Source organism: Caballeronia sp. PC1, assembly GCF_021353155.1.
GTDB classification, from domain to species: domain Bacteria; phylum Pseudomonadota; class Gammaproteobacteria; order Burkholderiales; family Burkholderiaceae; genus Caballeronia; species Caballeronia cordobensis.
The window spans coordinates 906,677-932,917 of record NZ_JAJUBH010000003.1 but is presented as its reverse complement, the minus strand read 5'-3'; the positions used below and the strand labels follow the sequence as shown (position 1 = coordinate 932,917).

General features: G+C 54.3%; 20 protein-coding genes. 7 read left to right on the top strand and 13 right to left on the bottom strand.

All coding sequences use genetic code 11. The features are described 5' to 3' along the window. Nucleotides 1-65: 65 nt before the first annotated feature. Entirely contained in the window at nt 66-1,643 is a 1,578-nt protein-coding gene (locus LY284_RS28910; protein ID WP_035473649.1) for an IS66 family transposase, read from the top strand. A gap of 836 nt (nt 1,644-2,479) precedes the next feature. On the opposite strand, the gene LY284_RS28905 is transcribed toward LY284_RS28910, so the two are convergent. Further along, nucleotides 2,480-3,667 carry a VWD domain-containing protein gene (locus tag LY284_RS28905; protein WP_233389609.1) on the bottom strand — a complete coding sequence of 396 codons (1,188 nt, stop codon included), beginning with the start codon at nt 3,665-3,667 and terminating at the stop codon, nt 2,480-2,482. Between the two features lie 1,616 nt (nt 3,668-5,283). On the opposite strand from LY284_RS28905, the gene LY284_RS28900 reads away from it, so the two are divergent. Both LY284_RS28900 and LY284_RS28895 read left to right on the top strand, forming a co-directional pair. Further along, nucleotides 5,284-6,714 (top strand): SIR2 family protein, encoded by a 1,431-nt coding sequence (locus LY284_RS28900; protein ID WP_008348829.1) that lies wholly within the window; start codon nt 5,284-5,286, stop codon nt 6,712-6,714. A 1-nt stretch (nt 6,715) separates the two neighbouring features. Next, nucleotides 6,716-7,204 carry a TIR domain-containing protein gene (locus tag LY284_RS28895; protein WP_008348830.1) on the top strand — a complete coding sequence of 163 codons (489 nt, stop codon included), beginning with the start codon at nt 6,716-6,718 and terminating at the stop codon, nt 7,202-7,204. A gap of 292 nt (nt 7,205-7,496) precedes the next feature. On the opposite strand, the gene LY284_RS28890 is transcribed toward LY284_RS28895, so the two are convergent. From LY284_RS28890 to LY284_RS28860, 7 genes are all read right to left on the bottom strand, one after another. Beyond that, entirely contained in the window at nt 7,497-8,120 is a 624-nt protein-coding gene (locus LY284_RS28890) for a hypothetical protein (RefSeq protein ID WP_233389607.1), read from the bottom strand. A 152-nt stretch (nt 8,121-8,272) separates the two neighbouring features. Further along, nucleotides 8,273-8,473 carry a hypothetical protein gene (locus tag LY284_RS28885; RefSeq protein WP_233389606.1) on the bottom strand — a complete coding sequence of 67 codons (201 nt, stop codon included), beginning with the start codon at nt 8,471-8,473 and terminating at the stop codon, nt 8,273-8,275. A gap of 854 nt (nt 8,474-9,327) precedes the next feature. After that, nucleotides 9,328-11,274 (bottom strand): methyl-accepting chemotaxis protein, encoded by a 1,947-nt coding sequence (locus LY284_RS28880; protein WP_008348832.1) that lies wholly within the window; start codon nt 11,272-11,274, stop codon nt 9,328-9,330. Between the two features lie 431 nt (nt 11,275-11,705). Further along, a complete protein-coding gene (locus LY284_RS28875; RefSeq protein ID WP_008348833.1) occupies nt 11,706-12,248 on the bottom strand; it encodes a GNAT family N-acetyltransferase in 543 nt (180 codons plus the stop codon). 52 nt (nt 12,249-12,300) lie between these two features. Then, nucleotides 12,301-13,227 carry a hypothetical protein gene (locus tag LY284_RS28870; protein WP_233389603.1) on the bottom strand — a complete coding sequence of 309 codons (927 nt, stop codon included), beginning with the start codon at nt 13,225-13,227 and terminating at the stop codon, nt 12,301-12,303. A 142-nt stretch (nt 13,228-13,369) separates the two neighbouring features. Continuing rightward, complete coding sequence (locus LY284_RS28865) at nt 13,370-14,446, bottom strand: PepSY domain-containing protein (RefSeq protein WP_233389602.1); 1,077 nt, start codon at nt 14,444-14,446, stop codon at nt 13,370-13,372. A 34-nt stretch (nt 14,447-14,480) separates the two neighbouring features. Beyond that, entirely contained in the window at nt 14,481-16,631 is a 2,151-nt protein-coding gene (locus LY284_RS28860) for a TonB-dependent siderophore receptor (protein ID WP_083909443.1), read from the bottom strand. 391 nt (nt 16,632-17,022) lie between these two features. Between LY284_RS28860 and LY284_RS28855 the strand changes: the two genes are divergently transcribed. From LY284_RS28855 to LY284_RS28840, 4 genes are all read left to right on the top strand, one after another. Beyond that, nucleotides 17,023-17,358 carry a hypothetical protein gene (locus LY284_RS28855; RefSeq protein WP_008348837.1) on the top strand — a complete coding sequence of 112 codons (336 nt, stop codon included), beginning with the start codon at nt 17,023-17,025 and terminating at the stop codon, nt 17,356-17,358. A 265-nt stretch (nt 17,359-17,623) separates the two neighbouring features. Then, entirely contained in the window at nt 17,624-18,664 is a 1,041-nt protein-coding gene (locus LY284_RS28850) for a hypothetical protein (protein WP_051078998.1), read from the top strand. A gap of 229 nt (nt 18,665-18,893) precedes the next feature. Next, nucleotides 18,894-19,970 carry a hypothetical protein gene (locus LY284_RS28845; RefSeq protein WP_008348839.1) on the top strand — a complete coding sequence of 359 codons (1,077 nt, stop codon included), beginning with the start codon at nt 18,894-18,896 and terminating at the stop codon, nt 19,968-19,970. Between the two features lie 109 nt (nt 19,971-20,079). Beyond that, nucleotides 20,080-20,349, top strand: a complete 270-nt coding sequence (locus LY284_RS28840) for a DsbA family protein (RefSeq protein ID WP_083909444.1) — start codon at nt 20,080-20,082, stop codon at nt 20,347-20,349. Nucleotides 20,350-20,794: 445 nt separating this feature from the next. Here the strand turns inward: LY284_RS28840 and LY284_RS28835 are convergent, their stop codons facing one another. The 5 genes from LY284_RS28835 to chvE all read right to left on the bottom strand — a co-directional run bounded on the left by LY284_RS28835 (nt 20,795) and on the right by chvE (nt 26,240). Next, nucleotides 20,795-21,856, bottom strand: coding sequence for a maleylacetate reductase (locus LY284_RS28835; RefSeq protein ID WP_008348840.1), 1,062 nt, complete (start codon nt 21,854-21,856; stop codon nt 20,795-20,797). 35 nt (nt 21,857-21,891) lie between these two features. After that, on the bottom strand, nt 21,892-22,188 hold the full coding sequence (locus LY284_RS28830) for a Dabb family protein (protein ID WP_008348841.1): 297 nt from the start codon (nt 22,186-22,188) through the stop codon (nt 21,892-21,894). Nucleotides 22,189-22,344: 156 nt separating this feature from the next. After that, the gene (mmsB, locus tag LY284_RS28825; protein WP_008348842.1) at nt 22,345-23,553 is read right to left on the bottom strand and encodes a multiple monosaccharide ABC transporter permease; all 1,209 of its coding nucleotides are present in this window, start codon (nt 23,551-23,553) and stop codon (nt 22,345-22,347) included. A 1-nt stretch (nt 23,554) separates the two neighbouring features. After that, a complete protein-coding gene (gene mmsA / locus LY284_RS28820) occupies nt 23,555-25,084 on the bottom strand; it encodes a multiple monosaccharide ABC transporter ATP-binding protein (RefSeq protein ID WP_008348844.1) in 1,530 nt (509 codons plus the stop codon). Nucleotides 25,085-25,166: 82 nt separating this feature from the next. Further along, nucleotides 25,167-26,240, bottom strand: a complete 1,074-nt coding sequence (gene chvE, locus LY284_RS28815) for a multiple monosaccharide ABC transporter substrate-binding protein (RefSeq protein WP_008348845.1) — start codon at nt 26,238-26,240, stop codon at nt 25,167-25,169. Nucleotide 26,241 lies beyond the last annotated feature (1 nt).

Here is a 26,241-nt window from a genome sequence, read left to right as displayed (position 1 = left end):
GTCCCAATAGCTGTTACAAATTTCCGTAAACCCATCGAGCGTTGCCATTCGCTACTGTGGGTACCATGGATGAACGCGAATTCTCCCAATTGCCTCCTGCCGCGCAGGCTTACATACGCGAGCTCGAGGCCAGCAACCGCCAGTTGGGCGAACGCGTTCGCCATCTCGAGGAACAATTCCGGCTCGCGCAACACAAGCGCTTCGCGCCAAGCAGCGAGAAGCTCCAAGATCGGGTGTTCGACGAGGCCGAGCAGATCGCCATTGAGGACCTTGATGAGGACGTAGACGAACTCGACTTACCAGACACAGGTCTGCCGGAGGCGGCCGAGCCTGCTCGCCGCAAACGAGGACGCAAGCCTCTGCCTGCAGATCTTCCGCGTCAGCGAATCGAGTACGACTTGCCCGTGGAGCAGAAGATCTGCCCCTGCTGCAGCAACGCGATGCATCGTATGGGCGAGGAAATCAGCGAACAACTGCATATCGAAGTGAAGGCTTCAGTCCTGCAGCATGTTCGGTTCAAATATGCGTGCCGTCATTGCGAGCGTGTCGCTGAACGTACGCCGATTCTTACCGCGCCGATGCCGGCCCAACCATTGCCAGGCAGTCGGGCGAGCGCGGCCTTGATCGCCACGGTGATGACGGGTAAATACGTCGACGGCACGCCGCTATACCGGATGGAAGAGGCGCTCGGGCGTGCGAACATTCCGGTGGGCCGAGGCACGCTGGGGCACTGGGTCATTAAGCCAACGCAATTGCATCTCGACCGCCTGTACCGGGAGTTACGCAAGACGTTGCTGTCGCAGCCGCTGATTCATGGCGACGAGACGACCGTTCAGGTGCTGAAGGAACCGGGTAAGGCCGCACAAAGCCAGTCTTACATGTGGCTGTACCGCAGCGGGCAGGATAGCGAAGAGCCTGTAGTGTTGTTCGACTATCAACCTGGACGCGGCAAGCAATACCCTCAGGCGTTTCTCGCGGACTACAAAGGCGCGGTGATGTCCGACGGTTATAGCGCCTGGCGAACAGTCAAAGGTGTGACCCACTTCGGCTGCCTTGCTCATGCGCGACGCGGATTCGTAGATGCTCTGAAGACGCAGAAGAAATTAGGCAAACGCGCGCAGCAAGCACTCGAATTCTTCCAGCGACTTTACCGCGTCGAAGCACTCGCGCGAGAGAAACCTCCGAGCGGGGAAACGCCTGCTAGCTATACCTTACGACTGCGACAGCAGCACAGCGTTGCGCTGCTTGAGGCATTCAAAGCTTGGCTGGATGAGCAAGCACCTCAAGTGCCACCCGAAAGCGCGCTGGGCGATGCGATCAACTACACGCTTAACCAATGGGAGTATCTCAGCCGTTACGTCGGCGACGGGCAAGCCCCAGTGGACAACAACATCGCGGAACGGGACATTCGCCCGTTTGCCACCAGCAGAAAGGTTTGGCTCTTCAGCGACACGGTCGCCGGAGCAAAAGCCAGCGCCGTCATCTACAGTCTCGTGCTTACATGCCGCGCGTGCAACGTCGAGCCATACGCGTACCTGCTTCACGTACTGACCCAACTGCCTCAACGAGCACAAGACGCCGACATAAGCGACCTACTGCCATTTCGGTTCATGCAGTCTCGGGTTCCGATCGACGCCGGCTGAGCAAAGAAAATCACACGCAATCGTCACGCTTCCACGCAAACAGATTTGCGGCGCTCGGCGAAATTCATGCGCGCGCCGATGCGCTCAAATTAGCGCTTACGCTCAATCCTTTCTCGCGCTTTCCCCGGGCATCTCACCAATAGCTACCACGGCCTTCCCTGACCGGCTCGACGACTCGTCAAGAACCATCACTACGTTACAAGGTGATACATCGCTCACGCCTACGGAGCACGCCGTGACCGGACCATCTGGTCGACTGCGTAGACTCATCCCAGAAGAACTTGAAGAGCTCAGCGGTTTCCAACGCGGTTTCACTGACGTAGCTGGCGTCAACGACGTGACGAGGTCAATGTTGATGCGAAATGCGCAAGACGTGAGGTTGATAACACGTATTGGAAGCGCACTTTTTCATGCTCACATCGGTCACCACGCGACTTCAGGCTAGAAAACCGCGTCCGAGAGATTGTGATTTTGGAAGTGAAAATCTCCTAAACTTTGGGAACATTTATTTTCAGTCGAGCGGCTCTCCGTTCCTAGCCGCTCCTTGACAACTTAAGGCTGCGGCTAAGTGTCGAGGAAAGCACTTGCCGATGTCCCCGAGGTAAGAACACCTTGAGCGATTTGTCGAGCGTCAAGCGGGTTTGAGGCGGCCAGATGCGCACTTCGCACCGAAGAAGCCTTGACGAAATTCAAGAAAACCCGACCTTGAAGCAGTTTCCACGCGATCGACAGAACCCTCTTTCGGAGAGTGACACGTTGACGCGCAGCCGCACGATTTAGTGAGCAATTGAAGCCAGTAACATGTGAAATCTTTTACCCGTAACCCCCACCAAGATTCATCTCTTTCGCGCGTCTCCCACTGCTACAGGGGGAACCCTTCCCACGAAGATGCTGGCTGCCTGGGGACCAATCATTGCAACGTCAATCATGCACGCATCCAAGTAAGTCTTGTCCCTAACGCCAGCTTCCATGCAAACAGCTTGGTTGCGTTTCGCTATCTGTGCGCTGAGATCAGAAGCAAAAAACGGTTTCGTTGGAACCACCGCCCGCACTCCTTCGCCGCACAAAGACAAAGCCGAGTCTTTCGCGGGCACCCTCCAACTGGCTGCGTAATGCCCGTAAAGTTTGTCGAAGGGGAATGGGCTAGTTATTACCTCGCCATCGCGCGCTGAGAGTGAATTGATTTTTCCGGGAACGTTTGCGAGCAAGCCACCAAGTTTCGAATCTGGCCATCGACCAAGGCCTACCGACACGTCAATGTAGGCAGGATTAAGCGTAGCTCGAAGACTGTCTCCGCTTGGCGCCAAAACTACATAAACGTTGCCCTTTCTCATGACACTTCCACCGTCGGCGAGCTTATGTTGATCGCCGTCGGCCAATTGCACTGGCCTACCGTCAATGATAACTCTTTCAGGAAGGCAGATCGCCACGCGGTTGCTGCGAGATTTGACTCCGACCGCCTTGTTCACGGTCGCATTTGGCCAGGTTGGTGCTCCTGAGACTTGTCGGGTCTGGACTTGAAAGTCTCGGCTGGTACTAACAAGCACAAAATCCCCCGCAGCCTGAAAATCGTAGAGAAGTCCCGCGAAAGTTGTCAAATGGGTGTCACCAAGGCTCGCCGCATCCTTGCACGTTGCCAGCGGGCCGGCGGGTGCCGGGTTTGTCTCCGAGAAGACTAGCGCTGGGCCTGGTGCCGGGGAAGGACCCGAAGGGGCTGAATTTACCAGCGTCAGATTGGTCGACTCGCCTGTGAAGGTTCTCAGATCACAGCCAGGGCCATCACGAGTGCCGCTCGTCACTTCTGTGCGTACAACAAGAGTCGCCCCGCTATTGAAGACTGCTTGGCCCGCATTGCCATCACCAAACACGTTGAACTCAGCTTCCTTCCATTGATTGGCCAAATCAGGAAAATAGTTACTACCGGTTGCGCCATATGGGGTACCAGCGACCGAAACAGTTATCGAGTCATGGGCACCGCCGGTTCCGGCTGCTCCTGCAACCCTTAATTGGCCTAAAGATGTCATGGCCGTCGCCGGAGCCGGTGCCTCGTTTGCGGCATTCACAACGCAGTAGACAGGCCCAGTGGAGCTGAATTGAAACGGACACCATCCGTCAGAATATGAGAGGCCAGCTTGGCAGTTTGCATGCCTAGGTACTGGGCATTGCGTACCCGCCGGCCCTAAACTCAACAACCAGTACTGCATAAATCCGACGCCACTCGACTCATAGACAAACTGCTCCCAGCCTTGACAGGTTGTTGATCCGTTGCACGCAGAAGTTGAGAATGGCGCGGTGTTTAACTGCAATGAATAGGCGCCATTGCTAGTCACGCCAGTTACGCTGTCAAAGGATCCCTCTGCTTGGGAAATCTGTCCCGTTACAGTGGCAGAGAAGTCCGGACCACTGCCCCCAACAACATCAGCCTTGCTAGCCCCCTCTATCTGAGGAAGAAATAGCTTGTGAGGTGTTGACGGCTTGCAAGGCGCAGCGTGCCACGTCCTGTCAGGGTATGTCGCGGTGTAGCAGCCATTCTTTGGTTTGGGTGCCACTGCCATCGATTTTCTCCAAGCTTCTCGCTCTGCGGCTTCTGCTTGGAAAGAACTTGTAGAGGATGCGTCTGTCTTGGTAGAAGCCGCCTGCTGGGCAAAGACTTGGGAAGGTACTGTGAGAAACAGCGTACAGCCTCCTACGCTAATAGCGACTTCACAGCACCAACGAAGAAAAGCAACAGTCGAGGTCATCAATTTTCTCCGACTTAAACTTCCTCTCAATTCGACGAAGTCTAACCGAACAATAGAATAACTTAGTTGTATTTACTATCTAGCTTATCTAAAGACAAGCATAAAACATCCGACGCGCCATTCGCGCGACATTCTAATCATCATGCAAAATGGTTTGCGGCAGTGCGTTATCGTCTAATTCTCTTCGTTATAGGCACCGAACATAGCAAAGTCAATTCAATTTCAAAAGCTAAATGTACTCCTCAATTATTTACCTATGTAGTAACGCGAAAGATAAATCGAGCATGACTGCCGATGTTCCACACATGGATTAAAATGCTGTGCCAGGCCGGCGTTCTCCCGCGCGGGCAGCGCGGGAGAACGCCCGTATCGAAACCCAATGAATGTACTTCGCCCGTGGGCATGAGAGGTCGGGCACCCTCTTATTTCGGCTCGTAAACTAATACCCGTCGAATCCTTAGATGTTGTTCCTCACTCCGGGATGTTCGGCTGATAGGCGGCGCAGGCGCACTTAAAAGCCACGCCCAAGAAGATTCCGCCAGAATCTCTGACGCTGAATGAATGTGATAAGGCGTTGGGCATTGCCATGGCTCCGCGTGGGTTGACCGAGGTACAGTCGGTCCGGGCTACAAGTTAGAGCTCTTTTTATTTTCAAAACTTTCGTTTCAATAGGCGCACGGGCTTGATTGCGCTGTCAAGACAATGCGACAATTGCTGTTCTCGTCGGTGTCACATAGCGCACTATTCGCGCCGACATCGCACGCGGGTCCCAAGCCAATTCGAAACTTCAAGGCGTTCGCCAGCGCGAGCGATCACCTTGCGGGATTCGTTCGCGTTGGCATCGGAAGTTGACGTTTATTCATTATCGAATTGAATGCTATGCATTCAGAAGGCGAGCAATGGCGTTCAGCAAAGAAATCGAGGCGTTCATCCGCGAATATGTGAAGGACATCGCGGAAGACAATGCGGCCATCTTCGCCGGAGCGGGCATGTCAAAAAGCTCCGGATATGTCGATTGGGCAGAGCTTCTGCGTGACATCGCGGACGAGATTGGGCTGAAAGTGGAAATTGAGCACGACCTTATCGCGCTTGCTCAGTTTCATGTGAATGAGCACAAGGGATACGCAAAGCTTTCGCGCAAGATCATTGAGGAGTTTTCCGAACAAGCCGAGCCTTCTGAAACCCATGCTGTGCTTGCCCGATTGCCGATTCGCACCTATTGGACCACGAACTACGACACGCTCATTGAGGACGCGCTTAAGAACGCATACAAAGTCCCTGACGTCAAGCACAGCATCGAGCAGCTAAATACCACACGACCGAAGCGGGACGCGGTCGTTCATAAAATGCATGGCGATGTCACCCACCCTAATAGTGCTGTGCTCTACAAGGAACAATACGAGCGCTATCATCAAACGCACGCGCCGTTCGTGACCGCCCTCAGCGGGGATCTCGTATCGAAAACCTTCCTTTTTATTGGGTTCAGTTTTACGGATCCGAACCTAGACTACGTGTTGAGCAGGCTACACACCACGACGAAGAGACATCACTACTGTTTCATGAGACGTGAGCAAGTCCATGCTGGCGATGACGAAGACGTCAAGAAGTACAAGCGTCGGAAACAGGAACTTCGGGTCGATGATCTGAAGCGGTTTGGTATCCAGACGTTGTTGATTGACGACTACAAAGAGGTTCCGCAAATTCTTGCAGCAATCGAATCTCGCTTTCTCAAGCGAACGATCTTCGTTGGCGGTAGCGCCGAAGAATTTGGCACCTGGGACAAGAAGGAAGCGCTTGACTTTATACACTCGTTGTCGAGCAGCTTGGTCAAAAAGAACTATCGTGTCGTCAATGGTTTCGGGTGGGGTGTCGGCAGTGCAATTATCAACGGAGCGCTTGACGCCATCTACTCGAATCCCGGGAAGTATTCCGAGGACCAGTTGGTCATGCGCCCGTTTCCTCAGTTCGCTAGCAATGACCAGGATCTAGCGACGCTCTGGGAGGATTATCGCCAACGTATGATTGGGCTCGCGGGTATTTGTATTTTTCTCTTCGGAAACAAGCGAAACGATGCCGGAGAGATCGTCATTGCGAGCGGGATGATCCGCGAGTTCGAAATTTCCCGAGAACTGAACCGCATTCCAATTCCGGTCGCTTCGACGGGTTATGCCGCACAGGAAATCTGGAACCAGATTTCCCCTCACGTTACGGAAATCTACCACGGCGTCGAGTGGGCTATCCCGCTCATAAAGGAAATTTGCGATGTAGGTGTTGACCGGACACTCATCATTGACAAGCTCGTTGCAATACTTAACCGATTAGGAAAATAAAATGACCAAAATTAAGCGAAAAGTGTTCTACAGTTTCCACTTCGACAATGACGTGATGCGTGTGCAGCAAGTGCGAAACATGGGCGTGCTCGACGGGAATACCCCCGTGTCTCCCAACGAATGGGAGGAAGTAAAGCGCAAAGGTAAGTCCAATATTGAACAGTGGATCGAAGACAACATGCATGGGAAGTCTTGCGTAGTTGTTCTCATTGGCACAAAGACCGCTGAACGACCGTGGGTAAAGTACGAAATTGAGAAAGCGTGGAAGGATGGGAAAGGCCTGCTTGGCATCCATGTTCACAACTTGACTTGCCCCAATAATGGGAAGTGCCTACAAGGCGTCGACCCGTTCGCGCAATACACATTTAGGATCGGCGAACGGATTGTGAAGCCTAAAACATACAATCCAAAAAGCTCCGACGCCTACGGTGACATCGCCGCGAATCTGGACGATTGGGTTGAAGAAGCGATCAAAATCCGTAACAGTTGATCGCAAAACGCTTTGAGCAAGGGACGGGGACGGCAAAGCCGTTCCCAACTTCACTGTAGAGTGACGTAATCCACATGGACTATCTAGAAGCACGCGTCGGCCGTCCCCGGTCATAACCGCGCACCACTTAAATTTGCATCTCCGAAGGGACAGCCCACGAAGCAAGGTTCTAAACTTTGCCTTTACGAGCCTACATCGCAAATGGAAGAGCAAGAGAGCAGGCGTCATTTGCCCGTGTCATCGCGCGCAAGCACGCCTTCAATCTCCGCCAGACGGTTGAGGCGGATGAGCATCACCGTCGGTTTGTACTGCACTGAGGGGCCGGCGAAGTTATGCTTACGCTCGTAGCCAAGATCAGGCCAGTGCGTTGTAGAGAATTCCCGACTGCGTTGAAATGGTCGTTATCTTCGAATATTCGTGGCACCAGCTCTGAGCGCGCCACGGTGTTTGCAGCCAGCCTCGTCGAAGAATCAGCACCCGGCTTGTCTGGATGGCGAGCCGATGTGCGCAATATCGTGGCAAGCAAAATCACTTCGTCTCGTCGAAGGGACGCAAGCATGTCGGCAAAGTACAGAAAATCATCTGCGGCGAACGATCGTTCATGAATTTGGCCAGCGAAGACCGCTGCTAACAATCGAAGGTTTGGCCGAGCGGCGCCCTCCTCTGCTGCACGAAGGTAACGCTGAAGGATGGCCACCGATTCTTCTAACTCTTGAACATTCGACGAGTCGAGCGTTACGTGCCCAGCCTTCAACTCGGCAATCATAATCTCTCTTGCGCGCTCAATCCGCTTCTTCTTCAGACCATCAAGCACGCTTGTTGCGACCGCTCCGATGCTGCTCGCACCTGGAACTGAAACTAAGGAAGCCAGGTCGGCCGCCGCTGCACCCATTACGCTGCTCAAGAATTCCGACATGAATGTCGCCCGTTACTTGTTGAACGCGATAGGCCGTTCGAGAGTTATAAAACCGTTGGGGCAGTGTTTTTTTTGATAGTACGCCATCAATTTTTGTCCTGCCGTGATGCACGCAGACCAAGCGCAAACCGACGAATCCGCCGCAGCGTTTCTCAAGCGTAATGAATGACCAAGTCTTCGATCTTTGCGATTCCCGAGATCTCGTTCCTTAGATAGCTTTCGATATAGTCGCGCAGGTCTTCGCCGGCTAAATTGTCAGGTACGCCCAAAACCGAATGCATAACGACGAATATGTCGACCACATCTGGCGTTGCAGTTGTGCTGTGCGCAAATTCAACGTCGTAGTTAGCCACTTTTATCCCCAATGTGAGTGGTCAGGCGCATGAGGCGAGCAGGATGCGTAACATCGTGCTCGCGCAAACAAGTCTTCATATGCAGCGTACACGAGTAGACAGAAAATTTGCCCTCAGATTCCGTCGATTTCATGTCTACAACGTCTTGACGTGACAATGAGTGAACAACATAAAATCGCCAGCGCGTCAATGGCCCCTATCGAGATCATGTCCGAAGTCGCGATATTGGCACTCAGGGGTAACGAGCGGCTTATAAGGAGACTTGATATATTCGGGGCTTGCGAGCGCGAAGGCCTCTTTACCTCAGCTTCATTTCGATGTCCCCAACAGTCCCCTTCACCCACTCTTCGCAGGCGGCCCGTGCGCGACTGGCCAAAGCGCAGTTGCTACCGGTTCCTCGCGCGATGGTAGGCGAACTCGCGCTCCGCGCGCACCTATCGTTAGAGGCGATACGCGCGGGCGCAGATCAAATTGTCCCTGCGCAGCACGTTGCGCACGTAATTCTACTCACGAATCTTCTGGTCGAATCAGGGCATGGGCAACTCGATCAAGCGTCGTTGCTGGCTGCGAATCGGGCAATGGCCGAACTATTTCACAGTGGGCAAAAGACCGGAGTTTGGCGTATTTCCTCGAAGGCCGTCTTTTGCCTGCTGTCCGAAATAGTCTCGATGCACGATCGACAGCTTCAATCAGCCAGCCTCGGTGCATTAACCGAGGCAAACGACCGACTCGAGCGGTTCAAGGCGGGCGAACGGTATCGCCCGTTACAGCGGCGCAAGTGATTCACGACGTGGAGCATCCTCGCCCGGTGATCGCGCCACGTTGAATGTGATGGAGTTTAGCCCCCTAATACATCACGTGAGCGACAGTTCAGTTGGTAGCAAGTGCGTCGGAGGCAATTCGAATTTCGCCACCGCTTCAACGAGTGCCAGTGCTTGCTGCTCCATGCTCGCCGCTGCTGCTGCTGCCTGTTCGACAAGCGCTGCGTTCTGCTGTGTCACAGTGTCCATTTGGCTAACGGCCTGGTTCACCTGCTCGACGCCGACACCCTGCTCCAGGCTCGCACCAGCGATTCCCGATACGACTGCAGAAACGCGGCCAATCGATGAAACGAGTTCTTGAATCGCCGATCCAGCGTTCTCCGCCACTGACGAGCCCTCGACTACTTGCTTGACGCTATCGGTGACCAGTACTTTGATTTCCTTGGCTGCACCTGCACTACGCTGAGCAAGCGCGCGTACCTCTGCCGCCACAACCGCGAATCCTCGTCCTTGGTCGCCGGCTCTCGCCGCCTCTACCGCCGCGTTTAGAGCCAAGATGTTCGTCTGGAATGCAATGCTCTCGATAACGCCGATGATTTGAGTAACTTCCGTGGACGTGTTGGCCAAGAATTGCATGGTTTCTACGACCTGATTGACCGCAGCGCCACCCTCTGTTGCCGATTGGCTGACGGTCTGTGCCAAATGACTCGCTTCCGTTGCACTCTCCGAATTTTGCTTTACCGCGTTCGCCAGTTCACCCATAGACGCTGCAGTCTCTTCAAGCGACGCAGCCTGTTGCTCGGTGCGGCTTGAGAGGTCTTGGTTGCCGGAGGCAATTTCTCGGCTCGCCAAACCAATGGTTTCAGCGTTATGGCGCACGTTGGCGACGATGTTGACAAGATTCGAGTTCATGTCACGCAATGCAGCGAGCAACATCCCGATCTCGTCGGTGCTCGATACCTTGACTACAGAGCGAAGGTCGCCCGATGCGACACGTCTCGCAACGTCTACTGCTTGATTCAACGGCCGAGTGATTGAAAGGACAATGGTTCGCGCAAGCAGGCCAGCAATGCACGCGAGCACGAGTATCGCCATCATCAACGTGATTTCCGTTCGACGTAGATCACTGTGTTGCTCATCGAGCAACCCCTGCAAGGATTCGACGCCCGTTGCATTGAAGGCGAACTGTGCATCGATTGCTGAGGTCATCGCCTGCCGATACTCGCTCGCGGTTACTTTGGCTGTCTCAGCGTTGACAACACTCTCGTCGGTCATCTTGATTGCATTCGTCGCGGCATCCGAGGCGACCTTGAACGACGACGACAGGCGCTCTCGAAGACGCGGGTCAGCTTTGAAAGCTTTCTGAATAGCGCCCGATATTTCCTGCTGCCGTTCGCGGCTGCGCTCGGATAAATTCCGAATTACCTCTCGGTCAGCCGGGGTCAGCGTGGCGGTTGATAGCGCTCCGACACCGCGTGCGCGAAGCTTGCCGAGCTCTTCAGAGGCGGCCGGCAGTCCAACGAGCACGCCAGCGATGAGTTGATAGGTGTTGAGATTGGAGTCCACGCTGAGCTCGTAGTTGTCCAAGAGCAGTTCGTTGACCGTGAAAAGCCTCGATATCAAGGCGCTGTGAAGCGTGTACACCTCGAGCGCCGTCGGATGGTTATTGGCCACGCTAGATTTGACCGCATCCCAACCGCTCTTAACGTCTTGAAATGCCGCATTGAGATCCTGATTGTTCGTCCCAGCAATCGATTTCTGAAGTGCAGCCAAGGAATCGTCGACCTGCGATGCTTTCGCGTCTCGGGCTGCCCCGGCGGACGGGTCAATGGCCAATGCACGATGTTGTTGCATGCCTTGCAGCACGGAGAGCCACGCCTGGGCAGGCGCAAGGCCATCCAGCTCGTGCCGAATCTGCGACACAGACTTGTTCGCTTCGTACAGGTAAAACACTGTTGGCACGGTGACCAATACGCCTGCGATTGCACCCAAGATCGAGAATTTTGCCCACAGGCGCAGCCTGCCAAGTACGTTGCTCATTCAGCTTACCTTCTGAAATCAATGAGCCTGTGTATCGGCAAAACGCTGGCATCCTTTGTCCGGAAATTCAGAACGGTTCGTTCGCTTCGCTTGTTGTTTTTCTGAGACGCATTCCTGCTGAAGCGGCCGGCTCGCGGGATAACGGACTCTTCTAAGGGCAGGACTTAGTCCCTTAAGAATAGACGAGCCGTGCACGTGCATCCGGTGTCGAGATTCACTTAACTCTGAACTCTCGTATCAGGGCGCGCCGTGCTTTCCAACGCCCGCGCTCATCTAAGTCCGAACCGCCGGTTCACTTAAGGTTGAACTATTCGGCTTTTGGTTCTCTTTCCAGCTACGTTTCCACCGTCAGAAAAGCACGATCCGGCCGTCATCGACCCGTTTCCGCCATTCGCTTCCTCGGAAAAGCGGACCTTCAACGGTTCCGCGCATCAGTGACGGAGATTTTTATGGTCCTGTAGTTGAACGCTAGTAGGCGAATTTTTCGTACAGTGACCAGACATAGCCGCCGGGACCGGGTTCCTTCCACAATCCTGCGCGAACAAAACCAACCGACTCGTACAACGCGCATAGTTTTTGTTGTGAGCTGGGCAGTCGAGACGGACATAGCGCCGTTTCAAGCTGCGTACTTCACTCGCACAGCAGTCAAGCATGAAGCCGCCGAGTCCTCGCCCGTTGAAACCTTCGCGCACACTGAGCCCATGCACATAAGCCGCGACCGGCTCTTGGGGCCTCCAGCGTTCGTCATCTTCCAGATCAAGGAAAAACATGCCCACTGGAGTGCCATCCAGCTCAGCGACATACACTTCCTTTTGATCGATAGTGGTGCGCATCCATCCCTCAGAAACGCCATCTCCTTCGTTGCCCCATGCGTAATCGCGGTGCGCTATCTTCCATGCACGTGCTTCATTTCGAATCTGTGTGAGGACCGGGGCATCTTCTCTCGTTGCCCGGCGGATGCTTTTTGAGTCCATTGCTCATATCTCCGTTGAAGAGCATCCGTGAAGAAAAAACGCGCTTCGCCGTTCACGGCCGAACCGATAACTGCAAAGCGTTCAAAATTTGGCTCTCGTAGGCTGGCCAGTCTCTTCTGGAATTCTCGATCGCGAGCTTGGCCAGCGGTAGATGGTCAAACAGATCGTCGGTGATTCGCCGATAATCCCGATATAAGGAGGTCAACCCTTCGAACCCTTGGTAACCTTTTCGAACACAGTACGGGCTTGCGAGCTTCCAGTTCACCTGATAATCGATCCACTCGGAGCCGCGTTCAGTACAGACGGTTCGAACAGCTTGTTCCACATCTTCCTGCCAAAGGTAGAGAACGAATGGATTAAGCGGCGCAATGATTGCGGCCAACGCGCTTACGTAGTTAAAAATCAGTGCTGATTCGGCGTCCATCAGCAGCAGGTGAGTTAGGTCTCCATGAAACAGTTGACCATCCATCACCGGGATTGGTGAATCCCTCTGTGTTGCCTCGACAAAAGCGGCCCATCTACCGAGTGCGCGGTCGGCGAGATGCTGCGGTGTCGCGTCCCTCCACGGCTCGAACCAGTGTTCAAGTTCGTCCGTCGCTCGCACCGGGTGGGGGTCCGTCCTTTCATGTAACGGCGATGCCAGCTGCCCCGAGTCTTGCAGATTCTTGGCAACGAATCGCATCGTCGTTGACTTGCCCGAACCCATGATGCCCTCGATGATAACGAGCCGATGAGCGGGCGTTTCTGAACTGCCGGGATTTGCTGGGATTGCCATTTGTGCTGACAACGCCTTGTAAGGTGACCTGCACTCGGACCTACGGTGCGAGATTTTCAACGATTTAGACGCTGTCGTCAGCGACCGGTTGTGGCCGGCTTCAGCCGGATGCACCTCCCCGTACCCCGCGCCTTCTAGAACCGGTCCCAAAACCAACGAGGCGCCCGCGGCAAATACTCCCGCTGCTCCACGACGCTCGATCAAGGTCGCCGCTCCTCGGACGGAGTTCAGACTTGAGCGAACAAAGTTCAGAGTTAAGCGAATCTCGACATCCGGCACGAAACGAAACGCGAAACTGTCGCCATGTCGCCGATTAGACAGAAAACGCCACCCACACACCAACGCGTCACCTTCGCCTTTGACACCCGCGGCGTGCCCAGTGCCATAGGCCGGTCACCCAAAGCAAAACGAGCGTCAACGCACCAACGGTCAGGAGAATTTTTAGAAGCAACCCGCCAATTTCTCCCGTATGCAGCGGGTAAATTACAGAGGCGGCGCGCGCGCCAGGATCAAGCTCGTTCCACCGGCGTGCCATGAGAACTTCCCCGGTGGCTGGGTTGAGCCATACGGAAGTCAACCCGTTCGGGTGCGGGTCATCTGGAGAATGCAGGCGAACGCGTGCAGGTTCACCTGGCTTCGAAGGAAGTTGCAGAAGGCTTGGCCGAGCATCCGGAAATTGTTCCTGCGCACGAGCCAACAATTCGTCTAGGGAGCATGTTGCCCCGGCTTGAGTCGTCCGGGCCTTGGGCGCTGACGCAGCTTTGACGCCAGCTATCGAATTGATCCACCCGCCAAGCGGGCGATAGGCCATGAATGCACCTGTCGCAACCGATATTGCTATCAAAAGACCGAAGACCGAGCCCCCGACACGATGTAAATCGTAAAGTGCAATGGCCCTGCCTCGACTCATCTCGAGTCTGAATACTGGAAGACCTCGCCTTGGCCACCATAAGACGACGCCGGACAGCAGCAGTAAAAGGTAGCTCAGCGCAACCCATGCAAGGATCGCTTTACCCGTAGCTCCCCAGGCAAGCGAACTGTGAATGTTGAAGATGAAATTGACGAAACCTTCGTTTTGCGATCGTCTTCCGACCTCGACGCCGGTGTAGGGATTGACATAGGCTGTGCCCTTCCAGCCGCTCTTTATATTCACTGCGAGCGTTTCGGTCGACACGCGCGGCAGCCTGAGAGACGTTATCGCATGGGCGCCAAACTCTGCCTCTATATGAAGACGCACAGCTTCGAGACCGACCCGTTCCTGCGATGTGGGTTGCGGAACCTCGAAAAGATTACGATTGAGCCTTTCATCGACTGGAACGCCGACCATCAGCAGGATGCCCGTTAGGGCGGCAAGGGCAAGAAGCCACCCTACTGACAGCGCGAGCCATCGATGCCCAACAAGCCAGTAGCGACGCAACCTCATTAGGCTGGTTGCAGGTGCACCACTACGCGAGCGTTCAGTAGACAAAGTGTCCCTGCACGTAGACCATGCGTGGAGCGCCAACCATCCGGCCTGCGTTGCTGTCAACGTTTCGAGTGTAGTACCGCTTGTCAAATAAGTTGTTGACTCCCAGCGTCAAGTCGCTGCCCTTCCAACCGGGAATCTTCCAGTCCGCTTGAATATCCCACACCCGAAACCCGGGAACGCGGCCGTTACTGCCATCAGCGGGCTCAGCGACAGTGTTCTGTAGGTCAGAGTATTGAGAGCTCTGGTGAGTGGTCGAAAAATTGAACGTCCATTCAGCCTTCTGATATCGCAGTCCCATCGTGTCGGTGATGCGCGAATAGAACGGAACATCAAGGCCTGCCGTTGTGCCTGATTTCTGAATCGCCTTCGTGTACGTAAAGTTGGCATACGCATCAAGCCCGCTAAGTACAGAATCGCTTGCAAAGGCGTAGTCGATAGCCGTCTCTACGCCTTGATGCTTGGTCGCGCCAATGTTTTGGAACGTTGGCGGCGCTATACCCGGCACCTGCAAGATTTGATTGTCGAAGCGCATATTGAACGCTGTGACCTCAGCGTGAACTTGTTGGCTCGTCCATCGCGCGCCAAATTCGAACGTCTTTGCAACTTCGGACTGGAGCGGATTGGTTGCCGATTGCGAGTTAAGCTGAATGTTCTGAACCGGGCCGAAGGACGTACTGTAGTCAGTAAACAGAGTTAGCGTAGGACTGACTAGATAGGACAGACTCACCGCAGGCAGCGGCTTATTATTGGTCGACTCATACAACTGATTGAGCGAAACGTTGTTGCGCTCAGACGAAATATGTTCGAACCGGATGCCAGGTGTCAGGCGCCAACGCCCCCACGCAATCTTGTCGTCAAGATAAACGGCATGCGCGTCCGTCGAATTGTCGAAGGTGCTAGTGGGTCCAATAAGACCGGTTGCGATCGTCTGGTTATAGCTGTTGTCGTCGCCCCGCTCACGGACGTAACGATATCCGATCGTCACGTCCTGTTGGACAGGCCCGATGGTGAAGCGTTGGGTATAGTGTGGCTCTACGCCGGTCGTGTTGTAGTTCCTTGGCTGATAGGCAAGTTGCGTGCGCGGGTTATTGATGAGCACGCTGCTTCGATAGCTCTCGTTATAGAACGCGCGGACTTCAAATTCCGAGTTGGCAGAGATTGTGTTCAGGTAGCCAACGTCGACCGCTTTCCGCTCGCCGGTCCAATAATCCGTTGGACGCGTGTTTTGAAAAGGGTCTTGGTTGTATTGCGCGACGGTCAAACCGCCGGGCGTGCGCGAGGTCACGTCGTAGTATGAGAACTTGCCGTAGAGCTCAGAGCTAGGAGTCAGCTCGAAGCGCCACTTTAATTGCAGATCGTTGACATGCTCCTTGCTTCCGGCGCGCCAGTCCTGACCATGCATACCTGAATAGAGCAAGGCGACGCCGAGGCCGTTGTCCATCTGTGTGCCAAGGAATGTCGAATATTGCGTGTTGGTGCCACCACCTGTGGTATAGAAATTTTCACGCACGGACGCATCGGCCGTGAGCCCTGACTTGGTCGGAATCTCTCGGGTTCGGAAATTGATCACTCCGCCGACGTTTTGTGGGCCGTAACGCACCGAGCCACCGCTGCGCACCACATCGATTGTCTCGATGTTGCCAAGACTGATCGGCGCGAACGAAAGTTGTGGCTGTCCATAGGGCGCGACGGCAAGCGGAATGCCGTCGAGGAGCACGGTGGAGCGTGGAGTGTAACGCCCGGTGAGCCCGCGCACACCGATGTTTAATGAGATCGTGCTCCCTGCCGTACCGGAATTGTCCGTCGACTGCACGCCAGGAATGCGGCGCATCACATCGCCGATGCTCGCCGCCCCCGACTGATTGATTTCTGTTTTATCAACGACCGACCGAGCACCGGCAAAGGTCTTCACGCTGTTCTGTAACCCGCTGCCAAGCCAATCGGCCGAAACCTTAATTGCGTCAAGCGTTGTGGTGTTCTTGTCCTCTGCCGCTTTTGTACCCGCGGCTTCTGCCTCTTGCGCCGAACTTACACTCGGCTGCGCGAGGAATAAAACTGCAATCGCCAAAGCCAAGTGATCGGGTCTTGCAGTGAAGCTAGTTGCGCGGGTATCGACGCGCGATGTTTGGTCGAATGTCATTGTTTAGCAGGTCAAGCCACCAAGGCTGGAATAACTTGTAATGAAACGGACGCGAGTATAAACGAGAATCATTCACGATTGACAGCGGAATGTTAGTCGGTGGATTCAGGATGCCGATTTCATCCAAACGGCTTGTAAGCCGTGAAAGGTTGTCCGCTAACGTACGACATGTCTCGAATTCGCGGCATGCAGTTCAGCTGAATTGACGCGCACGAGACGTAGAAGCAGTCCGCAGATTCTCGTTCTGCCGCGACGCCAGCGTCGACTCGTAGCCACGAACGTTTGTCAAGCTCGCCCGACATTTCACAGACAGAACAGACCGTTCGCCTATTCAAACTGAGTCATTCCAAATCGAAGCCGTTAACTCGCGTGATTAAGTGAGGAGACAGCGATGCTGATTTTCGGAAGCCGTGGAAAAGCGCAAGGCTTGGGGCAAATGGCCACACAGCACTGCCAAACCTGCGAGAGAGAGCGTTCCTTTAGCCTTGGTATCACCTACCGGTATTTTCACCTCTACTTCTTGTTTGGGGCGGTGACCGACAAGCGGTACAGCATCGCCTGCGATGTCTGTCATCGAGGATGGGAACTGGAGTCAAAGGAAGTTGAGTCGCAGCTAAAAACGAATCCGATTCCCTTCATGTTTCGATACGGGATTGCGATGCTAATCGGTGCTGTGGCAGTGGCAGCAACGGCTGGCGCGGCCGCATCGCGCCTTGGAGTTGGGTGAAGCAGACCATTCCAGCCTTAAAAATCCTTAAAAATAAGGCTTTAATGTAGCCGGGGCTTTAAAGCTCCCACGAATCCTGCCGACAATAACGATGCGCGCTTCTCGCACTCGTAGCGGATATCGTGCGGTACCAAGGCGCCATTAGCCTATTGGTCAAAAGTTGCCGTCGCTCGTCGCGCGTTTCAACCCGGGCTCCAACCAATTCTTGGGATCAAGCCGTAGGTTGTTCCACGAAACACACTAAAAGAAACACAAGGAAGAGAGTATGAACAGTCTTGAAAAATGCGCGACGATGTTCTTTGCGCTTTCGGTAATGGTGACTATTCAAGGATGCGGAGGAGGAAGTTCAGCGCCGACGCCTTACGTGAGCGCAGCGCAGAAAGACTTCGAGACCTTCGCTTTGTCTCCATCGGCATCCTATGTGCTCGATTGGGAACTTCCATACACTGGTGTGCCGCAACCGGGCACGCACTATCTGACGGAAACGCACGCTTCTCTCGCAGTCTCGCCCTCAAATGGAAGTAGTCAGTCAATGAACGCCAGTGCTCCTAGCTCCATTGCTGCTACGCTGCCCGCACCAGCGGTTGCGTCTGTTACCCGATTCTTAATAAACGGGAAAATTGTCGTTGGATCGAACAGCCTGAAGCGCGTAGGCTATCTTGGTGACGCGATTGAAGTGGACACGCTTTCAGAAGACGGAAACACGACCGTTGAGAAGCGCATGCGTCACGGCATCGTAAAGGTCCCACTTTCCGGCGCGGTCGCTTCTGCTCCGACTGAACTAGCGCAAAATCTGAACTCCTTGTATTTCAATCCTGCGCTCTTGAGTGCAACCGCAACTTGGAAGAGTGGCGCGGCCTACCTTCGTTATCAGCAGCTAGAGATGGGAGACTGCTATACGGTCATCGACTATGCCGCAGCCACGACCGGAAGCCTCCCCACCCCTGTTGCGTCAAACACAACGATCGCGGTACTCATGCTGAAAGGCGGCATTTATTCTAGCGCTGACGCCAAAACCTACAAGTCCACCGACGGCGTGGTTGGAGTTGTGAATGGAGTCAACATGTTTGTTGCTAGCGCAGCCCGTCCGAACTTGACGACCACTGAGTATCGGATCTATTTCGAGCTGAATGGCAATGTTTACGATGGCTCGTTGATCAAAGCAAATACGGATGTCGGTGGCAACTCCTATCCGGTGGCGTCGTCTACCGCAACGAGCGGATATGTGCTTAATTACTCGCAAAATTACCGCATCCTGTTCAATCAAGCGGCGGTAGATAGCATTCATGCTGCCTTGACGTTCTAGCCTGACATCAAAGAGTCGGAGCAACAACTCCCGATTGGCAGCTCCGATCGAACACGCGTTACGGAGGGTTTCCTGTTCGATTTGTGTTGTATCGTCCCGCAACTTAAAACAAGACTGAGCGAAGCTAGAGCGGCTGTTCGTTGATTGAAGGAATCTACGAGCAGTCGCTGAGACTTTTTAAGCTCGCGTCCATCGGAGACATCCTCTGAGTCTTTATTTCCCTTTAAGCATGAGCATCGAACAGCACATCCGCTCCCGCCAAATCGAACTCGGTCGAAAGATCTGCCCTCGCAGGAAAATATATCTGGATGCTCGCTTCTGGATCTTCATGCGTGACGCCGCGCTCGGCGTTCGATGCGACACTGCATCACAGGCTTTGCTTGCCTATCTCCGCCGCGGCGTCACCGAGGGAAGCCTCCTGTGTCCAATCAGTTCCGCCATGTTCCTGGAGCTAATGAAGCAACCTTACAGCCCTGGACGTCGGGTTGGCACTGCGCGCGTTATCGATGAACTCAGTATGGGTATCGGCTTGATTGAGCCACATACGGTCCTGGGGACGGAAATCTACACGTTTTTGCTCAAAGGCCAAGGATGCATTGAGCTTTTCCCAATCGAAGAGCTGATGTGGACGAAAGTCGCAAACATCCTCGGCCCATCCATCCCGACACTAGCGGCACGTCCACTTGACGAGGAACTTGCTATCCAAAAAGCGTTTCACGACTACCTGTGGAATCTCTCTCTCAACGAGATGGTCGAAATTTTTGGCGATAAACCTTTCGGACCGAACGATTTCGTGGAGTTGGCGGCTCAGACCAACGATATGAACGCGCTGCATAAACGCGAGCTTGGATCCTTCGCTCAAACGTACGATATTGAACTTATGGGGAGCATCGAGCTCGCGGGAGAGGTGACCGCCGACATCATGCATGAGCTTGCTGAGAAGCAGGCCGCCCGTTCGCTGCCGCGCACACCAGAAGAGCGTGCGACATCGGTCAATATGTGCCGTAACGCTTTGTATCTCGCGTTTGAAAGACCCGAGACCAGACGTATCCTTCGGTCTATTCATATCGGTGCGTCCCTCCACGCAGCGATGCGCTGGGACAAGAGCCGGAAGTTCAAACCAAACGACTACTACGATTTTCAGCATGCAGTCGCCGCACTAAGCTACTGCGATGCCTTCCTGACCGAGGGTCCCTTGCACACGCTGGTTACGCAGCCCCACACGAATCTAGAGAGTATCAATGGCTGCCGCGTATTCTCGGACATTGGAGTGGCGGCAGATTTCGTCGAAACACTTTTGAAATAGCCCTCGGACATCCGCACGCCAACAGACTGCGGCAGGATCGTTAAAATGCGTGTGCCGGTCACTGCGGCTACACTGTGATTTACTTTGCAATTTGGTCCACAGTCACGCCATGGCTACGATCACACATTGGTACGACCTGACTTGTCCGTTCTGTTACATCGCTCAGTCGCGCAATGCCGTCCTACTAGCTCGCGGCGTATCGCTTGACGAACTTCCATTTCAGGTGCATCCCGAGATTCCTGTCGAGCGCATGTTTGTAGGCGCACGCTCCGGTGCAATGCACGACATGCTGGCAGCTGAGGCCGAGCAAGCACAATTGCCGCTCAGTTGGCCCGATCGGCTGCCGAACTCGCGACGAGCCTTGGCTGCAGCCGAATGAGTGCGCTCATATCAAAGATATGGATAACAGAATTAGAGGTATTTTTTGATACGCGTGCAAAACTGACCCATCATCGCGTAGGAAAACCAAGTCGAACCCATTCTATACATCAGCAAAAAACAACCTAGCCGCTGACGGAGACCCCGCCTTAGCTCATCGACTTTTTTCGAAAGTATTGGTGGCTTTTATCCGCACAGAATCCGACTCAGCCGGAGGATGTCAGGAAGCTCAAAATCATGGACATCAAGTTGTCGATTACCTTTAACAAGAGCGGTATCTTGCGCAAATCGGAACGCCACCGAGCGCTCTCGAAGAAGCGCCTCTAGGCCTTCTCTGATGAGTCTCTTGTCTTTGTCCGACAGTCCATTTTTGAGCACGAGATTTCCGCCGGCATCGTTACCGCTTGTGTTCCCAGGGCATATTTGATTTCGTTTTTCCATATTTCCTAAGACTGAGGCCGACTCCCTTCCCACGCCCGTTGTAGTAGTCCACGCAGGGGCACGGCTTCGATTGAACGAGGGTTCCAGTAAGGGTTTGATAGCGCTACATCGCACGCGCGGTCGAGGTCATCTTCCTTCATGCCAATCTCGCGCAATCCCATCGGAACATTCAACGCTCGGGCTAAATCGTAGATGCCATCGGCGGCCGACTCTGACTCAAGCGCACGAGCAATCCGTGCCATGGCATCAGGGACGGCCACACTGTTATACGCGAGCGCGTGAGAGAGCACAATCGCGTGAGTCTCCGCATGAGGCAAATTAAATGTCCCGCCAAGAGTGTGGCAAAGCTTGTGATGCAGGGCCATGCCGACGTTGCCGAGCACCATTCCGCAAAGCCAGGCTCCGTAAAGACATTCGCTGCGCGCTTGCATTGCCCGTGCATTGCTCTGTAATCCACTCAGACCCTGCGCGAGGGAGCGAATCCCTTCCTCCGCCATCAAGGACACTACCGGATTCCCGTCCTGCGCGTAGATGCCCTCCGCAGCGTGAGCGATAGCGTTCAGGCCACTCACAAAAGACATCTTGACCGGCAAACTCACCGATAACTCCGGGTCGTACAAGACCGTGCGAGGAAGCACGCGCGGGTCCTTTCCAGTCCGTTTGAGATTTCCCTCGGTGATTCCGAATATCGGGGTCATCTCCGAACCGGCGTAGGTTGTCGGAATAGCAAGGATGGGTAGTGCCGATTCGAGCGCTATGGCCTTGCCAAGTCCAATGGTAGACCCGCCTCCAATGGCCACCGCGCAATCAGCGCTAACTGAGTTAGCAAACTCCCTGGCTTGCCGTGCGTGCTCAATCGGCACATGCATGACTGCGCCGTCGAAGACTCCTGCGCTAGAAGGACCAAGAAGCCCTGAGACAATTTCAGCTTGCTCCCGCTGCTCGGGCGTGCACAGAACAATCGCACGTCTCGCGCCCAGTGCTTCGACTTCCCTTTGGACCAGCTTCAAACTTCCAGCGCCGAACACTACTCGCGAAGACTGGGTGGTATAGATGAAGTCATACATGGGGATGGTCCTCATGAAAGGGATTGGAGGCATGCTCAAACATAATCGACTTGGTAACGCGCGACTCGAACGTCTCCGAGCGCTTGTCGCACTCGAAGGTGTTCCGGGTGGCTGGCGTAAGCTTGCAGAAATTCCTCATTCTCGAATTCCGTGTAAAGAACTACGTCGCACGCGTAATCGACCCGGCTAACATCCATGCCGACCTCAAGCCTGGTCATCCCAGGAATTTTTCCGCCCAAGCTCTCGAAAGCGTTCTTGACCATCTCCGCAGTCTGCTGCTTTTGTTCAGGCGTCTCGCCGCGAACATTCCACATCACGATGTGCTTAATCATGTTGAGTCCATGTGTTAAAAACTGAACGCGAAGCGACGAAGCGCCGTGACTCTTTCTACGTTCATATACCGATGACTGCTGGGCCACCGAAAGTTGGGAATCGGTCGGGCGCGCTGTAGATGCGTCGTTCACTACGCATCTACAGCACTCGTTTGGTCAGGCTTTGTTTTTGTTATAGACGTCGACGAAGACCGCCGCGAGAAGCACAAGCCCCTTGATGACTTGTTGATAATCTACGCCAATTCCCATAATCGACATGCCGTTGTTCATCACGCCCATGATGAACGCGCCTACAACCGCACCGAGAACTTTGCCGACGCCACCGGAGGCCGAAGCTCCCCCAATAAAGCAGGCGGCAATCACGTCGAGTTCGAAGCCGGTACCAGCCTTCGGCGTGCCGCTGTTCAAACGTGCCGCGAATATGAGGCCAGCAAGCGCAGCAAGTATCCCCATGTTGACGAACGTCAGGAAACTGACGCCTTGCGTATTCACCCCAGAAAGCTTCGCTGCTTTAACGTTGCCGCCGACTGCGTAGATACGTCGTCCGATGGTTGTACGGTTCATGATGAAGGTGTACGCACCAATCAGAACACCCATGATGACCAGCACGGTCGGCATGCCGCGGTAGCAAGCAAGGAGGTAGCAGAAAAACACGAGCAACCCCGTAAGTACGACATTCTTAATAACGAACATCGAAACCGAGCCGCTTTCAACGCCATGCTTCGCAGCGCTTGAGCGATGACGCAGCTCGATAAAGAAGAAAAGCGCGCCGACGACTACTCCAAGCAGAATTGACGTGATGTGCAAACCTTGGCCATGGAACACGTCCGGAATGAAACCGGAGCTGACTTTTGCAAAGTCACTCGGAAAAGGTCCAATTGATTGACCTTGCAGCACAAGGTTGGTCAAGCCGCGAAAAACCAACATACCTGCCAGCGTCACGATGAACGAAGGCATGCGCCAGAAAGCAATCCAGTATCCTTGTGCCGCCCCAATAACGGCGCCGGCTAAGATGCAGAGGACGGTAGCAAGCACGTAATTGACGTTCATTTGCACCATCAATACTGCCGCGAGAGCACCGATAAATCCCGCTGTCGAGCCTACGGAAAGGTCGATGTGACCGCACACAATCACCATCAACATGCCCAGCGCCATGATGACGATGTAGCTGTTCTGAAGTACGAGGTTGGTCAGGTTGAGCGACTGCATCAATACGCCGCTGGTAGCAACCTGGAAGAAAGCCATGATGACCACAAGCGAAATCAGGAGCCCGTACTCACTCAGGCCTCGCTTGATTGCCTTCAGCGAGTCATTGCGTTTTGCTTCAGTGTCCGGCGACACAGCCGGTGAAAGAGCTTTTCTCATTTCAGTTTCCTCCATTGCGCATGATTGCCCGCATGATTTTTTCCTGCGAAACTTCTTCCGCAGTAAATTCGCCGACGAAGCGTCCCTCGTTCATTACATAGACGCGGTCGCACATGCCGAGGAGCTCGGGCATTTCAGACGAAATCATGACCACACATTTGCCTGCGGCAACGACTTGATTGATGATGTTGTAAATCTCGTATTTCGCGCCAACATCGATTCCACGGGTCGGCTCGTCCAGAATTAGCACGTCCGGCTCCGAGAAGAGCCACTTGCTTAAGACGACCTTCTGCTGATTGCCGCCCGACAGATTACCCACGACATGGTTCACACCTTGTGCTCGAATCCGAAGCTTCTTGAGGAAGTCAGACGCGACGGTGATTTCCTCATGCTCGTTCACGACGCCCGCTTTCGAAACGCCGCCCAAGTTCGCGAGGCTGATGTTGCGCTGGATGTTGTCGTCCAACAGCAAACCGTTTCCCTTCCGGTCTTCCGTGACATAAGCGATCCCACAATTGATTGCTCTTTGCACGGACGACGTGTCAACCTGCTTCCCCTTCATCAGAACCGTTCCGGAGATATCGCGGCCGTAAGTACCCCCGAAAACGCTCATTGCGAGTTCCGTGCGGCCTGAGCCCATCAATCCCGCAATCCCGACAATTTCACCTCGCCTGGCTTGTAGGTTGACGCCTTTGATGACGGTGCGTTCTCGTTGCGTTGGGTGCTGCACTCGCCAGTCACGGATTTCAAATACAACCTCCCCGATATCAGGAGTCCGCTTAGGGTACCGGTCCGACATCTCCCGTCCAACCATCGCCTTGATGATTCGGTCTTCACTCACCGATTCGGCTTTGCAGTCAAGCGCGTCGACCGTTGACCCATCCCGAATCACCGTGATGGCGTCTGCGACCCGTGAGATTTCGTTCAGCTTGTGCGAGATAATGATGGATGTGACGCCCCGCGATTTGAGCTCCAGCAGCAGAGTCAGCAAAGTGTCGCTATCCTTATCGTTCAGACTCGCGGTCGGCTCATCAAGAATAAGAAGGCGGACCTCCTTTGAGAGAGCTTTCGCAATCTCGACCAGTTGCTGTTTTCCGATGCCGAGCGTTCCGATTAACGTGTCCGGAGCGTCCGTCAGGCCAACTCGCCCAAGCAGTTGCTTAGCTTTCGCGAAGGACCCTTGCCAATCGATGACTCCGCCTTTTGCCTGCTCATTCCCGAGGAAGATGTTCTCGGTTATCGACAGCATGGGAACGAGCGCGAGTTCCTGATGGATGATGATGATGCCTACCGCCTCGCTTTCGTGAATCCCATCGAACTCCCGCTCGATTCCGTCGTAGACGACCGAACCGTTGAACGACCCATGCGGATATACGCCGCTCAGAATCTTCATCAGCGTCGACTTTCCAGCGCCGTTTTCTCCACAAATCGCGTGTATTTCACCTTGCTTGACTGAGAGGTCGACGTTGGTCAATGCTTTTACCGCGCCGAAGCTCTTCTGAATACCGCGCATCTCCAGAATCGTATCCATCTTGGTTCCTTCGTAGGGTCACTAAGCGCACGTCAGAGCAACGTTGATGGTTCACAACGTTCAACGCCGCTTCCTTGATGCATTACTTCAATTGCGCTTCGGTGTAGTAGTGGCCTTGGGTGACCAACGTGTTCTTCCAGTTGCTGGCGTCGACCAGGACAGGCTTCACGAGATACGTGGGAACAACCTTCGCTCCGTTGTTGTAGCTTTTTGTGTCGTTGACCGGGACCGGTTTTCCGGTCAAGGCGTCATCGACCATCGTGGCCGCGATAGTTGCCAGTTGGCGAGTGTCCTTGTACACCGTGGTCGTTTGGTCACCACGGATAATTGCCTTGACGTTCTGCATTTCGGCATCCTGTCCAGTAATGACCGGCATCGGCTGCTGAGGCGTTCCGTAGCCCACGCCTTTCAATGAGGAGATGATGCCGATGGAAATGCCATCGTTCGGGCAGAGAACTGCGTCTACGCGTGCATTGCCGTAATTCGCGCTGAGCAGGTTGTCCATGCGTGCCTGAGCTGTCGCGCCGTCCCAATTGTGGGTTGCCACCTTGTCGATAGAAACCTGCTTGCTGCGAACAACGAACTTTCCACTGTCAATATAGGGCTTCAAAACAGACATGCCGCCGTCGTAGACCATGTGCGCGTTGTTGTCGTCGATGGAGCCTGCAAAAATCTCGACGTTGAAGGGTGTCTTGCTACCCTTTTGCTTCCAGATGTCGACGATGCTTTGTGCTTGCAGCGCGCCGACTTGGAAGTTGTCGAACGTAGCGTTGTAGTCGACATTTTTGGTGTCGCGGATAAGTCGGTCATACGAGATGACCTTGATGTGTCGCTGTGCGGCCAGGCTCAGCACGTCAGAGAGTGTTTTGCCGTCGATGGGCGCGATGACCAGCGCCTTAACGCCCTTGGATACCATGTTCTCAAGTTGATTAACCTGAGTCGGAACGTCATCGTTGGCATATTGAAGGTCAGCGGTGTAACCCTTCTCCTTAAGAGCGGCAACCATGCTGTTTCCGTCCGTAATCCAGCGGGATTGAGTCTTGTTCGGAAGAGTGATGCCGACTACGCCTTTGTCTTCCGCATGCACGGTGACGGCAAACGTCGACATCACAACTGAGGCTGCAATGGTCAATGCGAAGCTCTTGAAAATATTCATC